This is a genomic window from Pirellulales bacterium, assembly GCA_019636335.1.
Classification (GTDB): domain Bacteria; phylum Planctomycetota; class Planctomycetia; order Pirellulales; family JAEUIK01; genus JAHBXR01.
Genome location: JAHBXR010000001.1, coordinates 407,108 through 424,170 on the forward strand (window position 1 = coordinate 407,108; position 17,063 = coordinate 424,170).

Annotated in this window: 11 protein-coding genes; 5 read left to right on the top strand and 6 right to left on the bottom strand. The window is 65.0% G+C overall.

Going from position 1 to position 17,063, the window contains the following annotated elements:
• Window positions 1–14 precede the first annotated feature (14 nt).
• Window positions 15–1,547, bottom strand: coding sequence for a hypothetical protein (locus KF708_01710; protein ID MBX3411404.1), 1,533 nt, complete (start codon window positions 1,545–1,547; stop codon window positions 15–17).
• A 259-nt stretch (window positions 1,548–1,806) separates the two neighbouring features.
• Window positions 1,807–2,133, bottom strand: a complete 327-nt coding sequence (gene trxA, locus KF708_01715; GenBank protein MBX3411405.1) for a thioredoxin — start codon at window positions 2,131–2,133, stop codon at window positions 1,807–1,809.
• 291 nt (window positions 2,134–2,424) lie between these two features.
• Here trxA and KF708_01720 point away from each other — a divergent pair, with 291 nt between their 5' ends.
• The gene (locus KF708_01720) at window positions 2,425–3,378 is read left to right on the top strand and encodes an acryloyl-CoA reductase (GenBank protein ID MBX3411406.1); all 954 of its coding nucleotides are present in this window, start codon (window positions 2,425–2,427) and stop codon (window positions 3,376–3,378) included.
• A gap of 128 nt (window positions 3,379–3,506) precedes the next feature.
• Window positions 3,507–6,947, top strand: a complete 3,441-nt coding sequence (locus tag KF708_01725; protein MBX3411407.1) for a c-type cytochrome — start codon at window positions 3,507–3,509, stop codon at window positions 6,945–6,947.
• 30 nt (window positions 6,948–6,977) lie between these two features.
• Here KF708_01725 and KF708_01730 read toward each other — a convergent pair whose 3' ends face one another.
• From KF708_01730 to KF708_01740, 3 genes are all read right to left on the bottom strand, one after another.
• A complete protein-coding gene (locus KF708_01730; GenBank protein ID MBX3411408.1) occupies window positions 6,978–8,459 on the bottom strand; it encodes a DUF1501 domain-containing protein in 1,482 nt (493 codons plus the stop codon).
• A 24-nt stretch (window positions 8,460–8,483) separates the two neighbouring features.
• A complete protein-coding gene (locus KF708_01735) occupies window positions 8,484–11,111 on the bottom strand; it encodes a PSD1 domain-containing protein (GenBank protein MBX3411409.1) in 2,628 nt (875 codons plus the stop codon).
• A gap of 291 nt (window positions 11,112–11,402) precedes the next feature.
• Window positions 11,403–12,509, bottom strand: a complete 1,107-nt coding sequence (locus KF708_01740; protein ID MBX3411410.1) for a DSD1 family PLP-dependent enzyme — start codon at window positions 12,507–12,509, stop codon at window positions 11,403–11,405.
• Window positions 12,510–12,638: 129 nt separating this feature from the next.
• Between KF708_01740 and KF708_01745 the strand changes: the two genes are divergently transcribed.
• Window positions 12,639–14,006 carry a hypothetical protein gene (locus KF708_01745; protein ID MBX3411411.1) on the top strand — a complete coding sequence of 456 codons (1,368 nt, stop codon included), beginning with the start codon at window positions 12,639–12,641 and terminating at the stop codon, window positions 14,004–14,006.
• A gap of 11 nt (window positions 14,007–14,017) precedes the next feature.
• On the opposite strand, the gene KF708_01750 is transcribed toward KF708_01745, so the two are convergent.
• Window positions 14,018–14,797, bottom strand: coding sequence for an SDR family oxidoreductase (locus KF708_01750; GenBank protein MBX3411412.1), 780 nt, complete (start codon window positions 14,795–14,797; stop codon window positions 14,018–14,020).
• Window positions 14,798–14,956: 159 nt separating this feature from the next.
• Here KF708_01750 and KF708_01755 point away from each other — a divergent pair, with 159 nt between their 5' ends.
• Both KF708_01755 and KF708_01760 read left to right on the top strand, forming a co-directional pair.
• On the top strand, window positions 14,957–16,294 hold the full coding sequence (locus KF708_01755) for a Gfo/Idh/MocA family oxidoreductase (protein MBX3411413.1): 1,338 nt from the start codon (window positions 14,957–14,959) through the stop codon (window positions 16,292–16,294).
• Window positions 16,295–16,554: 260 nt separating this feature from the next.
• The gene (locus KF708_01760; GenBank protein ID MBX3411414.1) at window positions 16,555–17,019 is read left to right on the top strand and encodes a MaoC family dehydratase; all 465 of its coding nucleotides are present in this window, start codon (window positions 16,555–16,557) and stop codon (window positions 17,017–17,019) included.
• The last annotated feature ends 44 nt before the right edge of the window (window positions 17,020–17,063 follow it).

The window sequence follows — 17,063 nt, forward strand, 5'->3', positions numbered from 1 at the left end:
ATGCACCGCGTTGTTCAGGCGGCGACGGCCGATTCAGCGCGTCGCAGGGCCGCGGCCAGACGGCGAATTTCTTGTTGCTGCGCCAAACGCTGGCGTTCCCACTGTTGCGAGGCCTCGAGCACCTCGGCCTCGCTGGCCGCCAGCGTGCTCTGTCGCGCGGCGAGCTGTTCGGTCTGCCGATCGAATTCTGCCTGACGCGCGGTGGCCCATTCTTGTAGCTCGAGCTTTCGCGTGGCGAGTTGTTCCTGGAGCTGGGTCAGTTCGGTGCGGAGCCGTTCGAGCTCCGCGCGCCGCTCTCCCAGCTCGCTCAAGGCCAGGCGATGGTGATCGCCGAGGCGGGCGCGAATTCGCGCGAGCGATTGATTGAGCATGGCGGGGGCCACGCTGCCCGAGAGCTGCGCCCATAGCTCTTCGGTGGCCAGACGCATCTCGAGCGACTCGCGATGGACCTGGTTCAGGTCGGCGCGCATCTGCTCCAAGGCCTCGCGGCGCCCGTCCAGTTCGGCTGCTTCGTCAGCGAAACGTCGCCGCTGCTGCTCGAGTTCTTTGGCGGCGCGTCTTTGTTCGGTGACGAGACGCTGCCGTTCGAGCTTGAGTTGTTCTTGTAGCTCCTCGCGTTCCCCTTCGGCGGCCTGCCGCGCTCCCTGCAATTCCGTAAGGTGGCGTTCGCAGAGTTGTTCTTCGGAGACGAGACGGCGTTCTTGCGCCTCGAGGCGGTTCTCCCAGGCGGCGAGCTCCTTGGCCATCGTCAATTGCTGCGGGCTGGGCTCGCGGCGCCATTGTTCGACGCGTGCGGCCTCGGTTTCAATCGCGGCGCGGCGCCGTTCGAGATTCGCCAGCGCCAGTCGCACTTGCTCGAGCGACGCGGCACGTTGCTGATCGAGTTGCTGCCGTTCGCGCAGGCAGCTCTGCTCCGTGTCGCGCCGCAGGTGCTCGAGATTCGCGCGTGCCTCGGCGAGCAGCGCTTCTTGCTGCCGCAGACGATCGCTCGCGGCGGTCAGTTCGCCCATCTGGCGCGTGAGGTCCTGTTCGCGCAGTTGAGCATCGAAGCCGGCGCGGCGGCAGGCCGCGGTGTGGGCGCTTTCGCTCGTGGCCAGTTGTTGGGCCCGTTCGTCGAGCTGCGTCTGTCGCGCGTCGAGCCGGGTGGCGCGTTCGTCGAGTTCGGTCTCCTTTTCCGCCAACTCCTGGGTTCGTTCCTGGAACCAGAGCCGGCTGTTGCGCCAGTGACTATCGAGCTCGGCGTGGGCGGCATTGAGCTGCGATTCGCGCCGGTCGAGCTCGCGCTGACGCTCGGCGAGATGCTCGCCCAGTTGGCGCGCGTGCTGTTCGAGCGGTGCGCGCAGGTCAAACTCGGCCACGGCGAGATTCACCGCCGGAGCGACTTGTTCGGCCCCCTGGCCAGTTGGTGTCACGGGCGCGGCGACGGTGGCGTCTGCTTGCAGCTCCGACGCCGTACGTAGAACGTGCGGCGCATCGACGCGCGTCTCGGTGAAGCCGCCTTCGGACGTGGGCGCCGTGGCGTCCGATTTCAATCGCGTTTTGGCCATGAGCCTCGCTTCCCGCCGGCCGGCCCGTGCTGGACGGGTCGGCCAGGTCTCTGCAACCGGCAAGATTTTCCCAGGGTCCTAAATCGGCCACTTGCGGGCGCAAGTTGACGGCGATTCGGCGCAAAGGGAGAGCCGGCCGGCGCTATAGGGCACAGCTCCGGGAGACCAGGAGAAATGGGCAGGCGAGGTGCAGCACCCCACCCGGACAGCGACGCTAGCAAGCGGTCGCGCCGGGACGAGGGACAAAAACCGGGTGTGCTTAGGCCTTGGCCGCGTCGAGGGCCTCTTGCAGGCGATGCTTGGGCTGCACACCGACGAAGCGGTCGACCACTTCGCCGCCTTTGAAGATCATCAGCGTCGGAATGCTGCTGATGCCGTAGTTTTGTGCGGCGCCAGGGCTGTCGTCGATGTTGATCTTCGTCACCTTGACGCTGCCGGCGTACTCGTCGGCCAATTGCTCGACCAGCGGCGCGATCATGCGGCACGGCCCACACCAGGGAGCCCAGAAGTCGACCAGCACCGGCACATTCGCCTTGAGGACTTCCGAGTCAAAGCTGGTGTCCGTCACTTCAGTTAGCTTTCCCATGTTCAACTACCTCCCGGGCGTAATGGTGGGGGCCACAGCGCGATCAGCCGACGCAAAGCTCGACCCCGACCACGTTTGCGGCAATTGGCGCCACAGTTCCGATTTCGTTAGCGGAATTATAGGACTAGCGCGCGGGGTGTCAACGCAGGGCCCCATGTCCGCGCAAACCACCGCGCGACAATTGCATTCGACCTCGGCGCTCCCTACGCTACGCCAAGGCGAGAGCCAGTCTTCCCTGCACTTCCACATCATCGGTCGACCATGCGTTGCTTCCTTGTCTCAAAAAGCCCCATGGGCGAGATCTCTTCCGCTGTCACTGATGTCGCGGCCGAAGAGCTTCCGCCGGGCGATGTCACGATTCGCGTTGCCTATTCCTCGCTCAATTACAAGGATGGACTCGCCTCGACTGGTCATCCCGGCGTCGCGCGGCGATTTCCTCACATACCGGGGATCGACGCGGCGGGTACGGTCCTTGCGAGCCAGGACACCCGCTATCGCGCGGGGGACGAAGTACTCGTGACCGGGTTCGATCTGGGGGCTGGCCAGTGGGGCGGTTACGCCGAACAAATTCGCGTACCGGCTGCCTGGGTCGTGCCGCTTCCCACGGGGCTGACGCAGCGCGAGAGCATGATCTTCGGGACCGCGGGCTTTACGGCCGCGATCGGTGTTGAAGCGCTTTTAGCGCACGACATCACCCCCGAGCGCGGCGAGATTGTCGTCACGGGGGCCACCGGCGGCGTGGGAAGCTTGGCCGTGGCGATGCTGGGCCGACTCGGCTACCGCGTGGTCGCGGTGAGCGGCAAACCCGAGGCGGCCGACTTTCTGAAAGAGTTGGGCGCTACGGAAGTCGTGCCGCGCGATGCGGTCGACGATCGTACGGACAAAGCACTGCTCGGCGCGCGTTGGGCCGGCGCCATCGACACCGTGGGAGGTAATACGCTGGCCACGATTCTGCGTTCGACGACCCGGCACGGCTGCGTGACAGCGTGTGGGCTCGTGGGAGGGGTCGAACTGCCGCTGACGGTGCATCCTTTCATTCTGCGCGGCGTGCAGTTGGTGGGGCTCGATTCGGCCACGTATCCCTCCGAGAAGCGTCCCGCGCTGTGGGCCAAGATGGCGGGGCCCTGGCGGCCGAAAAACCTCGACATGCTCGTGGCCGACGAAGTCCCCTTGGAGAGAATTCCGGCGAAGGTAAGCGAGATCCTGGCGGGCAGGATCCGCGGGCGCGTGCTCGTGCGGCTCTGATCTGACGCGCTTCGGTCGGCCCGCCCGCTTGCTGTTTTGCTTCCCTGGCGCGTGGCGACTAGCATGGTCGTGTGATTCCTGCCCAACCGCCCATTCGGGCCACGTGGCCCCTGATATTCGCGCGCCGTTTGCCGCACGCTGTAACTGCGCGCCGCGCCATTCTCGCGCTTGGTTGCCTTGCCACGTTCCTGTTTCTGCCGGCGGGTTCGTCCGCACAAGTCGCCTCCGACACCACGGACATTACTGGCTTCGAGGTGCCCGCCGGCTTTGAAGTCTCCCTCTTCGCCGACGATGATCTCGCCCACAACATCTACTCGATGACCTTCGATGCGCGCGGGCGACTGGTCGTGTCGGGGCCGGGCTACGTGCGGCGTTTGCTCGACGACGACGGCGATGGCCGCGCCGACCGCAGCGAAACCTACTGCGATGGCCCCGCCAGCGGGGCGCAGGGGATGTGCTTTGTCGACCACGATCTGATCTGCACGGCCGATGGCGCCTTGCTGCGCTATCGCGACGAAGATGGCGACGGCACGGCCGATGGCAGCCCGCAACGCTGGACGATGCTGAAGAACTCGGAGCATGGCGCGCATGCCATCGTCCAGGGCCCCGATGGCTGGCTCTACATCGTCTGTGGCAACGATGCCGGCGTTTCACGCGATCACGTGCGGCACGTGGGCTCTCCCGTGCAGGCGCCGCGCTGCGGCGCGATCTTGCGCGTCTCGACCGACGGCAAGCAGTTGGAGGTGCTCGCCGACGGTTTTCGCAATCCCTACGACCTGGCGTTCAACGCGACGGGCCATCTCTTCACGGTCGATTCCGATGGAGAGCGCGATCATCACCTTCCCTGGTATACGCCGACGAGGTTATTCGATGTGGCCGCCGGCCGCCAGCATGGTTGGCTGAACGACGGTCACGTCCGCAGTTGGAACCAGCCCGAGTCCTTTGTCGACAACGTCGATCGCGCGGCTCGGTTGGGACGCGGCTCGCCCACGGGACTCGTCTGTTACCAGCACACGGCTTTCCCCGAGCGCTATCGTCAGGGCATCTTCAGCGCTTGCTGGACGTTGGGACGGATCTACTTCCTGCCGCTGGCGCCCGAGGGCGCCACCTATCGCGCAGAGCCGGAAACCTTCATGCGCACGACGGGGAACGTGGGCTTCGCCCCGTGCGACCTCGAAGTCGCGCCGAATGGCGATCTCTACGTGGCCATCGGCGGACGACAGACACGGGGTGGCGTCTTCCGCATTCGCCATGTAGGAGAAACGCAGAACGAACGGGCAGCAGCTAGTTCCCCCTCCGCGGAACCATCGATCCTCGACGTGTTCGATGCGCCGCAGCCCTGGAGCAGTTGGTCGCGCGCCAGGTGGAGGCCGTCGGCCGAACGGATCGGGCCTGCTCCGTTTCTCGCCGTCGCGCGTGATGCGTCTCAATCGACGGCGCGTCGGCGGCGAGCGGTGGAATTGCTGGTCGAGGTCTTCGCCGGACTTCCGGTCGAAGGGGCGCGCGAGCTGATTCAGGAGGGCGAGCCCGCCCTGGTGGCCCGCGTGGCATGGGCGGTGGGGCTCGAACGGGGCAACCCCGAGAGCCTCTCGCTGCTAGCGCGTCTGACAGGACACGCCGATCCCCGCGTGACACGCGCGGCCTGGGAGGGGCTCGCGCGGCAGCGGTCATTCGCGCGCGATCTCGATCCCACGCCCCATTGGCTTGCGGGGCTGGCGAGCGCCGATCGGCGAGTGCGCGCGGCCACCATTGCCTGCGGCAAACGGGCTGGCCGCGTGAATTTTGCCGCCGCGATCCGCGCGCATCTCGCCGACGAGAATTCCGGCACGTTACCGCCGCGCGTCCAACTTGGCCGGCTGTGGATCGAGCGACCGCTGGCCGCCACGAACCGCGATTGGAGCGAGCTGTGCCTGCACCACTGCCAACAGATTTTCCGCGATACGAACGACTCGCAATTGCGTCTCGAGGCCGTGCGTCTGATGCAGGTGGCGTTGGGGGATATCAAGCAGGGGGAAGCGGGCGCGAAACTGGCCATCGGCTACGAGGCGAACGCGCCCGACGTGGTGGACGAGACGTTTCGCGAAGAGACGGGGCAAGATCTCGCCGCGAGGTTTCCGACCGGGCATGCCGAGCTGGATCGCGAGCTGGCCCGGCTGTTGGCCCTGCTGGGTTGTTCGTCGCTGGAGCTTCCCAGGGCCGTCAGCACGCGTTGGACGAAGGAAAGCACCGTTCCCGATGACGTCCATTATCTGATGGTGCTGGCCCAGTTGCTCGGCACGCGCGAGGAGTATGTCAGCCGCGCTACGGCGGCGGCCCTGCTTGCGCTCGACGAGAAGCTTGCCGCCGGCGGGCTGTTGGTCAGCCGCAACTGGCCCGACCGCGTGCAAGAAACCTTCGATCGACTGATGGCGCGCGATGAGGCCCTCGTGCCGGCGATGCTCGACGATGCAACCTTCGGCCGCGCCGCGCATAGCATGTTCGCCCTGCGCATGACGCCGGAGGGGCGCGAACGCGCCGCACGGCGCATGCTCGACGTGGTGCAAGGGGCCGATCCAGCGGAGGGGGCTGTCTGGACCGACGAACTGGTCCAGGTATTGGCGGGACTGCCCCCCGATGAGGTCTACCCCGCGTTGCGCGGGCAATGGGAAAACTTCGCCCTGCGCGATTCGCTCCTGACGGCCCTCGCTCAACAGCCGCAAGCACAAGATCGCGAGCACTTTGTCGAGGCGTTGTCGTCGTCGCAGCCGGAGAGCGTCGAGCGTGCGGCGAGTGCGCTCGTTCAGCTCGAATTGCCCGGTAGCCGTCATGAGGTGGCGCAGGCGATTCTCGCCCTGCGCCGCTTCAGCCTGATATCGCCCGAGGCGGCGAAGCAACGGCCGCTGGCCGGGGCCTTGGGCGAGCCGGTCGAAGCCCCGTTCCGCCGGCCACGCATGGCCCTGACGTCGTTGCTTACACATTGGACGGGAGAGCCTGTCGGCAAGTTATCGTCCGACGAAGAGTCCAGCGCCGCCTCCGCGCCCGATCGCCCCAGCGAACTCCTGGAGTCGTGGACACGTTGGTTTAGCGAGAAGTATCCCGACGATGTAGAGCTTCTAACGCCGGTCACAACGGCGAGCACGGCCGCCTGGCAGGCACGACTGGCGGGCATCGATTGGACCGCTGGCAGCGAAGAGCGGGGGGCGAAGATTTTCGAGCGCGCCACCTGCCACCGTTGCCACGTGGGCGTGAATCGCTTGGGGCCCGACTTGGCCGGCGTGGCCGATCGCCTGGCGCGTGACGACCTCTTCGGGGCGATCGTCGATCCGGGCCGCGACGTATCCCCCCTTTACCGCACGACGCTCGTCGGCACGCACGACGGCAACGTCTATCACGGGCTCGTCGTTTACGATTCGCCCGAGGGACTGTTGCTGCAGACCAGTCCCGATACGACCGTGCGCATCACGGGCGAGGAACTGACCGTGCGACAAGAGAGTACGCAGTCGCTGATGCCGACGGGCCTGCTCGATGCGTTCACGAACGATGAAGTGGCCGACTTGTACGCGTACTTGAAGACGCTGCGGCCGAAGTGAGGCCGGAGTCGCCGCGGCGAGTACGCGGCGTCACCCGCGTTTCAGAATCTCGCGGACGATGCGTGCGGGGCGGCCGTCGGTCAGCTTTTGATCCTGCCCGTTGTAGTGGAAGGCCAACTGCGTGTGATCGAAGCCGAAGAGGTGCAAGAGCGTGGCGTGGTAGTCGTTCGGGCTGACGGGATCGACGACGGCCTTGTGGCCGAACTCGTCGGTTTCGCCGTACGTGACGCCCCCTTGGATGCCGCCGCCGGCCAGCCAGGTGCTGAAGCCCTGGCCGTTGTGATCGCGACCGACGTTGTCGTCGGAGCCGTTGTTCTCGACGACCGGCAGGCGGCCGATTTCGCCCCCCCAGTGGACCAGCGTCGTATCGAGCAGACCGCGGTCCTTGAGATCCTGCACGAGCGCGGCCGAAGGCTTGTCGGTTTTTGCGCAGCAATCGGCCAGCGCCTGGCGGATGTTCGAGTGATTGTCCCAGATCTGCCCGGCGACAAAGAGTTGCACGAAGCGCACGCCGCGCTCGACGAGGCGCCGTGCGATCAGGCAGCGCGTGCCGTACTCGGCCGTGACGGGGTCGTCGAGGCCGTAGAGCTTGGCGGTTGTAGAACTCTCTTGCGAGATGTCGAGCGCCTCTTTGGCGGCCGTTTGCATTCGGGCGGCGAGCTCGTAGCTGGCGATGCGGGCTTCGAGGTCGCCTTCGCCAGGATGCGCCTCGAGGTGGCGGCGATTCAAGGAAGCCAGCAGATCGAGATTCTGCCGTTGCAACTCGCCGCGCAGGTGTGCCGGCGCGTCGAGGTTCAGGATGCGCGGCTCGGCCGAACGCACCACGGTGCCCTGGTATAGGGGCGGCATCCAGCCGTTCGACCAGTTGCGCACGCCGTCGACCGGGTGCCCACCGGGATCGGTCAGCACGACATAGGACGGCAGATCCTGGCTTTCGGCCCCCAGGGCATAGGTCATCCACGAGCCGAGCGCGGGTCGGCCCGGCTGGGCACGTCCCGTGTTCATGAACCAGATCGAGGGCTCGTGCCCGTTGATATCGGTATGCATCGAGCGGACCAGCGCGATCTCGTCGACGATCTTTGCCGTGTGAGGCAACAGCTCCGACAGTTCCATGCCGCACTGGCCATGTTTGGCGAACTTCCACGGGCTGCCCAGCAGCTTCTTGCTGGCGCGATTGACGAAGCTGTAGGTGACTTCGCCTTCGTAGTCGGTGCCGCTACGGCGGGTGAGCTCGGGCTTGGGATCGAAAAGGTCGACGTGGCTCGGCCCGCCGTGCATGAAGAGCGAGATCATCGCCCGCGCCTGCGGCGGTTGGGGGGGCTGCTTGGGGAGCATGTCGAAATGATGGTTTGCGCGCGGCACATGGGGCGCGGCCCCGAGAGCGCCTTCGTCGCGCAGCAGGCAGGCCAGCGCGACGCTGCCGACGCCCATCGCATTGCGTGCCAGGAAGGCGCGACGCGTCCAGGGAGCTGAGCGCACTATCGGCGCGTCGTGATTCTCGTTTCGACTCATGCTCTTCGGCCTCACTCGGTAGGTCTAGTCGAAGTAGAGGAATTCGTTGCTGCCCAACAGCACCTGACAGAAGTTCGTCAGCGCGGTCCGCTCGTGATCGTCAGCGGTAGGGGGATTATCCTTGCGGTCGTCGGGCACCGGCTGTGCCGCGAGCCACGCCGTTTGCTGCTGGAGAAACTCCGCCACGGTTTTTTGCTCGGCTTCGTTCGGCAGGCGCAGATGCGCCCATTGCCACGCACGCCTGGCTTGTTCCTCGAGGGTGCCGCCACCGACGTGCGCCCGCGCGGCGAAGTATTTGGCCTGCTCGAGGATGAATTCGCTATTCAAGAGCAACAGCGCCTGCTCGGCCACCGTCGACGACGTGCGCCGATCGCAGTTCGTCTCCATGACCGGCGCATCGAAGGCCCGCAACACGGCCAGCGGGCGGCTGCGGCGCACCTCGACATAGACGCTGCGGCGGAAGGCCTCTTCGCCGATGGGCACCACCTCGCCCGGCGTATTCGAGGCCCCTTTCACATCGACTCCCACGACGACCTGACCGACGGCGTCCTCGCGCACGGGCACCGCGGGCCCAAACATCTTGCGGCTGAGCACGCCCGAGGTGGCCAGAATACGATCGCGAACCGACTCGGCGTCGAGACGCCGCACGCTCATCCGCGCCAGCAGGCGATTATCGGGATCGACGGCATCCGCTTCCTCGCGATGCGCCGACGATTGACGGTACGCGGCCGACGTGACGATCAATCGATGTAGTTGCTTCATCCGCCAGCCGCTGTCGACGAATTCGCTGGCCAGCCAGTCGAGCAACTCGGGGTGCGACGGCAATTCGCCCAGGCGGCCGAAGTCGGAGGGCGTACCGACGATGCCCTGGCCAAAGTGGTGCATCCACACGCGGTTTACCAGCACGCGCGCCACGAGCGGATGCCGGCCACTGGTGAGCCAGGCAGCGTAGGTCGTACGGCGGCCCGTCGTGGGCAGGACACTATCGTCCGCGGCGATCGACAGCGGCGCGTCTTCGGTTGAGCAAACTAACAGGTCGCCCGGCGCTACCTCGTGCTTCGGCTGCTTCGGGTCGCCACGATGGAACAGGTGCGTGACGGGGATTTGGCCCGGCATTTCCGTCAGCGGACGAATGAAGTGTTCGGGAGGTTTCTCGGCGCGAATCGTGCCGATCTCGGCGTCGAGCTTCTTCAGTTCGTCGGCGTGCCCCTGGTTGTACTGGTAAAGCACGCCGGGGCTGATGTTCACGCTGGGATGCTCGGCCAGTAACGCGACTTGCTCGGGCGTGCGCTCGGCCGCGGGTGTGTTGTAGGCCGTGCGCAGCGAGTCGCGTAGCTCCTCGGGATGCTTCTGCAATTCCTGCTCGAGCGCGGCCTCCATGAACTCCGCCTGCCGGGCATTGCGCACCGTAACCTTTTCGGCCGCGCGCGCTTCGACTTCGGCGGCAAGCGCGCGATCCGCATCGGTGTAGAGCGAGATGCGGCGCGCATCGGGCGTGCGCCAATTCACCGGATCGAGCGCCGGCTCGAGCACGGCGCGCAGGCGATAGTAGTCGTCCTGCAGGATGGGATCGTAGCGGTGATCGTGACACTGTGCGCAACCCACCGTCATGCCCAGCAAGGCGCTACTGACGATCTTGATCGTATCGGCGACGACCTGGTTGCGCGCCAGTTCCTGATCGATGCCGCCGGTGGCGGTGCCATCGGCCGCCATGCGCAGAAAGCCGGTCGCCACGAGCAGGTCGCGGCTTTCCGGGGTGAGATTCGTGTAGGGGGGCGCGACCATTTCATCACCCGCCAGTTGCTCGCGGATGAACGCGTCCCACGGCTTGTCGGCGTTCAGCGAGCGGATGACGTAGTCGCGATAGTAATACGCATTGTCGCGCGGACGGTCTTCGTCGGTGTACCCTTCCGAGTCGGCGTAGCCGGCCGCGTCGAGCCAGTGTCGTCCCCAACGTTCGCCATAGTGGGGCGAGGCCAACAGGCGATCGACCAGTCGTTCGTAGGCATCGGGGGCCTCGTCGGCGACGAAGAGCGCCAACTCGTCCGCGCTCGGGGGCAACCCGGTCAGGTTGAAGTAGACTCGTTTGGCCAGCGTCCGCTTGTCGGCCTCGGGGCCGAAGGCGATGCCGGACGATTCAAGCCGGGCAAGTAGAAAGGCGTCGATCGGCGTGCGGACCAGCTCGGTGTGGCCGACAGGAGGCACGGGGGGACGTACTACCGGCTGAAACGCCCAGTACTGGCGATCCTCGGGCGAGATGCCGGCGCCGGAGGGAATCGCCTCGGGTTCGTCTCGTTTCGTGGGAGCGCCGGCGTCGATCCAGGCACCGATCGTCTCGATGTCGGAGGTCGAGAGCTTGTGTTCGGTCGGCGGCATCTCACCGTCGCGGATGCGCTGATAAAGGTAACTGTCGTCGCGCTTGCCGGGGGTAATCGCGACCCCCGATTCGCCCCCGGCGACGAGGAATCGCTTGAGACGCACGTCGAGCCCGCCGGCCAGTTCATCGCCATTGCCGTGGCAATGGTAACAATTGGCGCGCATGATCGGCCGAATGTGTTCTTCGAAGGTGAGCGCAGCCGGATCGGCGGCACGGCCTTCGAGTGCGAAGCAACCAATCAGCAGGGCAAATAGGAGCCAGCCGAGGCGCGGCATGAGGGACTCCGGCGGTTGGGGCGCGGTCCCGGGTTGGCTGGGGTGGGACCGCAGGTGGGTACGGTTTTCAAGTATCCTCGAACAGGTGCAAAGTGGCAACCTTTTTTGTCAGCACCCATTGCTTTTCTTCATGCTCAACTGGCGTCGAGACTCACCGCGATTATTGGGCCCACGAACTCGATGAGTTGCAGGATATGATGACGTTGCAACTTGCCAAGAAGCAACTTCAAACATATCTCTCTTGGCTGCCTGTCGAGTGGGGAGCCTAGGACGACAAGATTTGCGCTTAAGCTACCGCAGGCGGCCCCGCGCTTCCAGCGGCCAGATCGCTTCCAGGCGGTCGCCGCGGAAGGCGTAGAACTCGTTGTGCAGTACGGTAGAAAAGTCGCCGTAGCCGGGAATGATCGTCAGACGGTCGCCGATCTCGAGGTGTTCCGCGCTGGGCGCGAGCTCGAGCACGCCATGTTCGGCCGAGAGGGAGACGAACTCAATGTCGTCGTGTCCCACGACGCGCGGCGGATGGATCTCCATGTTGTGCGTCTTACGGCCGGCGTCGATGATCGCGCGGTGGGGCGCCGGCCGGCTCACCACGGTGGCGACGAGCGTCAGCGCAAAGTCGAAGCCCACGATCTGGCAGCGCTCGCGGTAGAAGGCATCCATGAAGATCAGTCCTCCGGCCTGGAGTTCGCTGACGCCGGGGCAGGCGAGCGTTGAAGCGTACGAACCCGTGCCCCCCGCCGAGACGATAGGGCAGGGGAGGCCGGCGCGCAAGAGCAGGTCTTTTGTTTCGGTCAGCATGCCAATGGCCTGCTCGACGCGCGTGCGTTTCTCGTTGGGATCTTCGAGCGTCAAGAGATGTCCTTCGTAACCCATGATGCCGGCCAGTTCGATTCCCGGGGCGGCGTCGATCAACTTCGCGAGTTCCAAAGTGGCCTCGCCGGGGGCCACGCCACAGCGGTGCATGCCGATATCGACCTCGACGATCATCCGGGTGTTCGTGCCGGCTGCGCGCATGGCCTGATTGGTGGCTTCGATCTGCAGCGGGTGATCGACCGTGACAATGGGGTCGGCGACGCGCGTCAGTTGTGCCAGTCGGGCCAGCTTTTGAGCGCCGACAATTTGATTGGCGATCAGCAGGTCGCGAATGCCCCCGGCGGCCATCACTTCGGCCTCGCCCAATTTGGCACACGTAACGCCAATCGCGCCGGCGGCCACCTGCCGGCGGGCAATCTCTGACGATTTGTGCCCCTTCGAGTGGGGGCGCCAGTCGACGCCACGTTCGCGGCAGAGCCCGGCGATGCGGGCTATGTTCGCTTCGAGCCGATCGAGGTCGATCACCAGGGCCGGGGTGTCGAGTTCATCGCGTGTCGAGCCCAGGGGGGGCTGATTCGTGGCCATCGTCTGCTCTTGCTATTTCCCAGAAACATTTTCAGCCGGCCTGCGCTTGGTAGGTAGCCGCCGGAAGGTGATTGTTTTCCCCCGGCGCTACAGAAGCAAGCCACGACAACCATGTCAGGAGTTTGAGGGATGTCAGGTCACCTCAATGCCTTCGAGCGTTATATGCTGGCGGATGACCGTGCGAGTCATCCGATGACCTTTACCGTGCGCATGAAGCTGGCGGGCCGGTTCGATGTCGACGTCTTTCGCCGTGCCGTGCGCCAGGCACTGGCGCGACACCCGTTGCTCTGCTCGCGGGTCGTGGGGACCGGCCGCGCCGCCACTTGGATGGCCAGCGAATCAGAGGTACTCGTCGACGTGGCGGAACTCGACCAGGATCTCCGTTTTCCTGGGCAGGAAAAAATCGACTTGCAACACGAACTGCCCGTGCGGTTGTGGGTGCGCTCGTCGGGCACGGAGACCGAGGTACGAGCCCAGTTTCATCACAGCGCGACCGATGGCATCGGGGCCTATCGCTTTCTCGAAGACACGCTCTGCGCCTACGACGCCGAGGTTCGCGGGACGGCGCCTGCCTGGCGACCGGTGCTGGTAGAGAAGCTCGCACGGCGTGCCAGGTTCGGACTTGCTTGGTGGCAGGTGTTGCTGCGCTTGCCGCAGGAGTTGTGGGGCGTTGTCGTCGGCATGGCCATGTTTCTGCTGCCGAGACCGGCGTCGCTCCGCTCGGGTCCGCACGTGGTCGTGCCGGCCGACGAACGCCGCGAGTTGCTGAATTATCCGACGCACACGTTCACGGTGGACGAAACGAAGCAACTGCGCGAAACGGCGCGTGGCGCCGGCGCCACACTGAACGATCTGCTGCTGCGCGACTTGTTTCTGACGATGCAGGCCTGGAGCGACGCCCGCGGACTCGGCCGAGCGCGACAATTGTTCCGCATCATGATGCCGGTCAACCTGCGCACGGCGGACGATGACGATCTGCCGGCGGCGAACGTCGTAGCGATGGTCTTTCTCGATCGGCACCTGGGCCTGTTTCACCACCCGGCCCTGCTGCTCAAGTCGATCAAGCTCGAAACCTGGTTCTTGAAAACCTTTCGCTTCGGCCTGGCCTTCGTGCGCTCGTGTGCCTTGATCGGATCGATTCGTGGCGGGCTCGAGTTCATGACCCGGGACAATCGCTGTTATGCGACAACGGTGTTGAGCAACATGGGACAAGTGATGACCGACGTACCGCTGCCTCGGCAGAACGGGAAGATCGTGGCGGGTGAGCTGGTGCTGGAAGCGATCGAGTCGGCCCCGCCGGTGCGTCCCTTCACTTCGATGGCGATCACGCCCGTGACGTATGCCGGCCGGATGGCGCTCGTGTTGAACTACGACCGCGAGCGGTTCTCGGCGGCCGAGGCCCAGGCATTCTTGAGTCTTTACGTGCAGCAGCTCCACGCGGCGGCCGGGATCACCGTGACCCTGCCGACGACGCTGGAACCGGCGCTCGCGGCTTGAGGAATCACGGGTTACCAGAGCAAATAACCGCCGTCGAGGACGATCACCGAACCGGTCATGTAGCTCGACGCGTCGCTGGCCAGGTAAAGGGCCAGGGCCCCGATCTCGTGCGGCTCGCCGACTCTACCCATCGGGATGCGCTCTTCGATCTGCTGTTTCAACTCCGGGCGCTCGCCGAACCAGCGCCGATTGGCGTCGGTCAGAAACGCCCCGGGCGCAATGGCGTTCACCGTCACGTTGTAAGGGGCCCAATCGGCGGCGACCGATTTGGTGAACATGGCCAGCGCCGCCTTGCAGGTTTCGTAGGAGCGACCGCGCATCAGCTTGCCCGGGACGAAGCCCGAGATCGACGCCACGTTGATCACGCGACCACGCCGTCGTGGCAGCATGGCGCCGCCAATCAACTTCGTGCAGACAAAGGCCTGCGTTAGGTTCAGATCGACGATCCGCTGCCACTCTTCGAGCGGCATCTCCTCAGTGGGAAAGTTGACTCTCCTTCCGCCGACGTTGTTCACTAGGATGTCGAGGGGCGCGTATTCGCTCAGCACCTGCTCGCAAAACCTGGTCGCTCCCTCGGGCGTGGCGAGATCCGCCACGACGGCCGTCACCCGGGGCGACGACTCGCGCAGTTCGGCGCACGCCGTTTCGAGCTGATCGCCGTCGCGACTGGCAATGATTAGTTCAGCGCCGGCCTGTCCCAAGACGCGTGCCATTTCCAAACCCAAACCACGGCTGCCCCCCGTGACGACGGCTCGTCGTCCGTCGAGGCGTAATCGGTCGAAAACATTCATGGTGCGCTACCTCAAATTCTTCTAGACCAGGTCGGAACCGGGATTTGGCGGAGAGCTTCGAGCGCGAAACGCATCAATCTATTCGCACTTGTGTATTTGTCCGGCTACTATAACGCTCCGTCGCCTCGGTTTGTCGTCCATTCGTGAGGGAAACACGTCATGGATCGTCGAACGTTTCTGTCAGGCACGTCCACCGCGCTGGGGCTGGCCGCGGCGAGCGTTTCATCCACGTTGATCCAGCCACGCCTGGCCAAGGCCGCGCCGAACGATCGCGTGGTCGTCGCCGTAGCCGGCGTGCGCGGGCGTGGCTCTTCCTTGCTGAACACCTTCGCCGGTTTGCCAACGTGCGAAGTGAAATACGTCTGCGATCTCGATGCGAGTGTGCTGGCCGAACGAGTCGCCGGCGTCGAAAGCTCGACCGGCCGCCGTCCCGAGGCGATCAAAGATTTTCGCCGCGCGCTCGACGACAAGAGGGTCGATGCCATCGTGCTGGGTACGCCCGACCATTGGCACGCGATTCCTACGATCATGGCCTGCCAGGCGGGCAAGGACGTCTACGTCGAGAAGCCGGACGGACACAATATTATCGAAGGGCGCACGATGGTGGCCGCCGCCAAGAAGCACGGTCGCGTCGTGCAACTCGGCACGCAATCGCGCAGTTCACCCCACTTCCATGCGGCGATGGAGTACCTGCGGGCGGGCAACATCGGCCGTCCCCTGTTCGCCAAGGCCTGGGAGAGTGCCCAGCAAGGCTCGATCGGTCATCCGCCCGATGGCGAGCCTCCGGCCGGCGTGGATTACGACCTGTGGCTGGGACCCGCGCCGAAACGCGCGTTCAATCCGAACCGTTTCCACGGCAACTGGCGCTGGTTCTTCGATTACGGGACGGGGGATCTCGGCAACGACGGTGTTCATCGACTCGACGTGGCTCGTTGGGGATTGGAAACGGCCATCGCGGCGGCCGGCGAAGCCCCGCTCCCTCTGTTTCCCACCAAGACCACCGCAGTCGGCGGGAAATACTACTTCGACGACGACCAGGAGTGGCCCGACACGTTGATGGTCACCTGGGACTATCCCGGCCGCGTGTTGACCTACGAGATGCGTCTCTGGAGCCGGTACCCGCTGTATGGCGATCCCGAGGGAGCGGCGGTCTACGGCGACCGCGGCTACGTGGTGATTGGCAATCGCCGCTGGCGAGCGTTCGGCTTGAAAGATGAACTCCTGCGCGAAGAGAAAGGGGAGCAGAACGAAATCGGTCACGCGCAGAATTTCATCGACTGCATGCACAGCCGCGGACGGCCGGTGGCCGACCTGGAAACGGTGGGCCACCCGTCAAGCGCGCTCTGCCATTTGGGAAATATCGCCTGGCGGGTCGGCCGGACGGTGAAGTTCGACCCGGCGACCTATACGTTTCCGGGGGACGACGAGGCGAATCGGTATCTGACGCGGGCGGAATATCGCGCGCCGTGGACGCTGCCGACGCTGGACAACGTCTGACGGTGGCGTTCTGCGAACAGCCTGGGGAAGAATGCCTTCGTGGCATTCTTCCCCCCCCTCGCCAGGTTCGCAGCAAAGCTGCTCACGGCTCGCAAAATCACGACGGATGTCGCGATTTTGGGATCGCATCCTGCGATCCGCACAGGCCGAGGAATACTTCCCCGGCCTGCTAACCTCAGGGTTCATCCTGCTGCCCCGGCGGTGTAGACTTTTGGGAAGCGCGAGAGAACTTCGTGTCCCCAGAAGAGGTCAGCCTCACGATGCCCCCACGCCTTATTCGCGGTCTGGATGAACTGCGTACGCTCGTCGGCCAGGAGATCGGCAAGAGCGATTGGCTCGAGATCACCCAGGACCGCATCCAGCAGTTCGCCGACGTCACGGGCGATCATCAATGGGTCCACTGCAATCCCGAGATGGCGGCCGCGCACTCGCCCTATGGCACGACGATCGCGCACGGTTTCCTCACGCTTTCGCTCTGCACGATGCTGGCCCAGGAGATTGCCACGATCGAGGGCATTCGCATGGGCGTGAACTATGGCTTGAACCGTGTGCGATTTCCCAACGCCGTTCGTGTCGGCGCGCGCATTCGCATGTCGTCGGTGCTCACCGAATTGAAGGACATCGCCGGAGGGGGCGTGCAAGTCACGTACAAGCAAACGTACGAAGTCGAAGGAGAGGACAAACCGGCGTGCGTGGCAGAGACTGTCGCGCGGCTGTTCTTCTAATCGGCAACGTCCCCCCACGACAAAGTCCCACTGGGTTTGCTCGC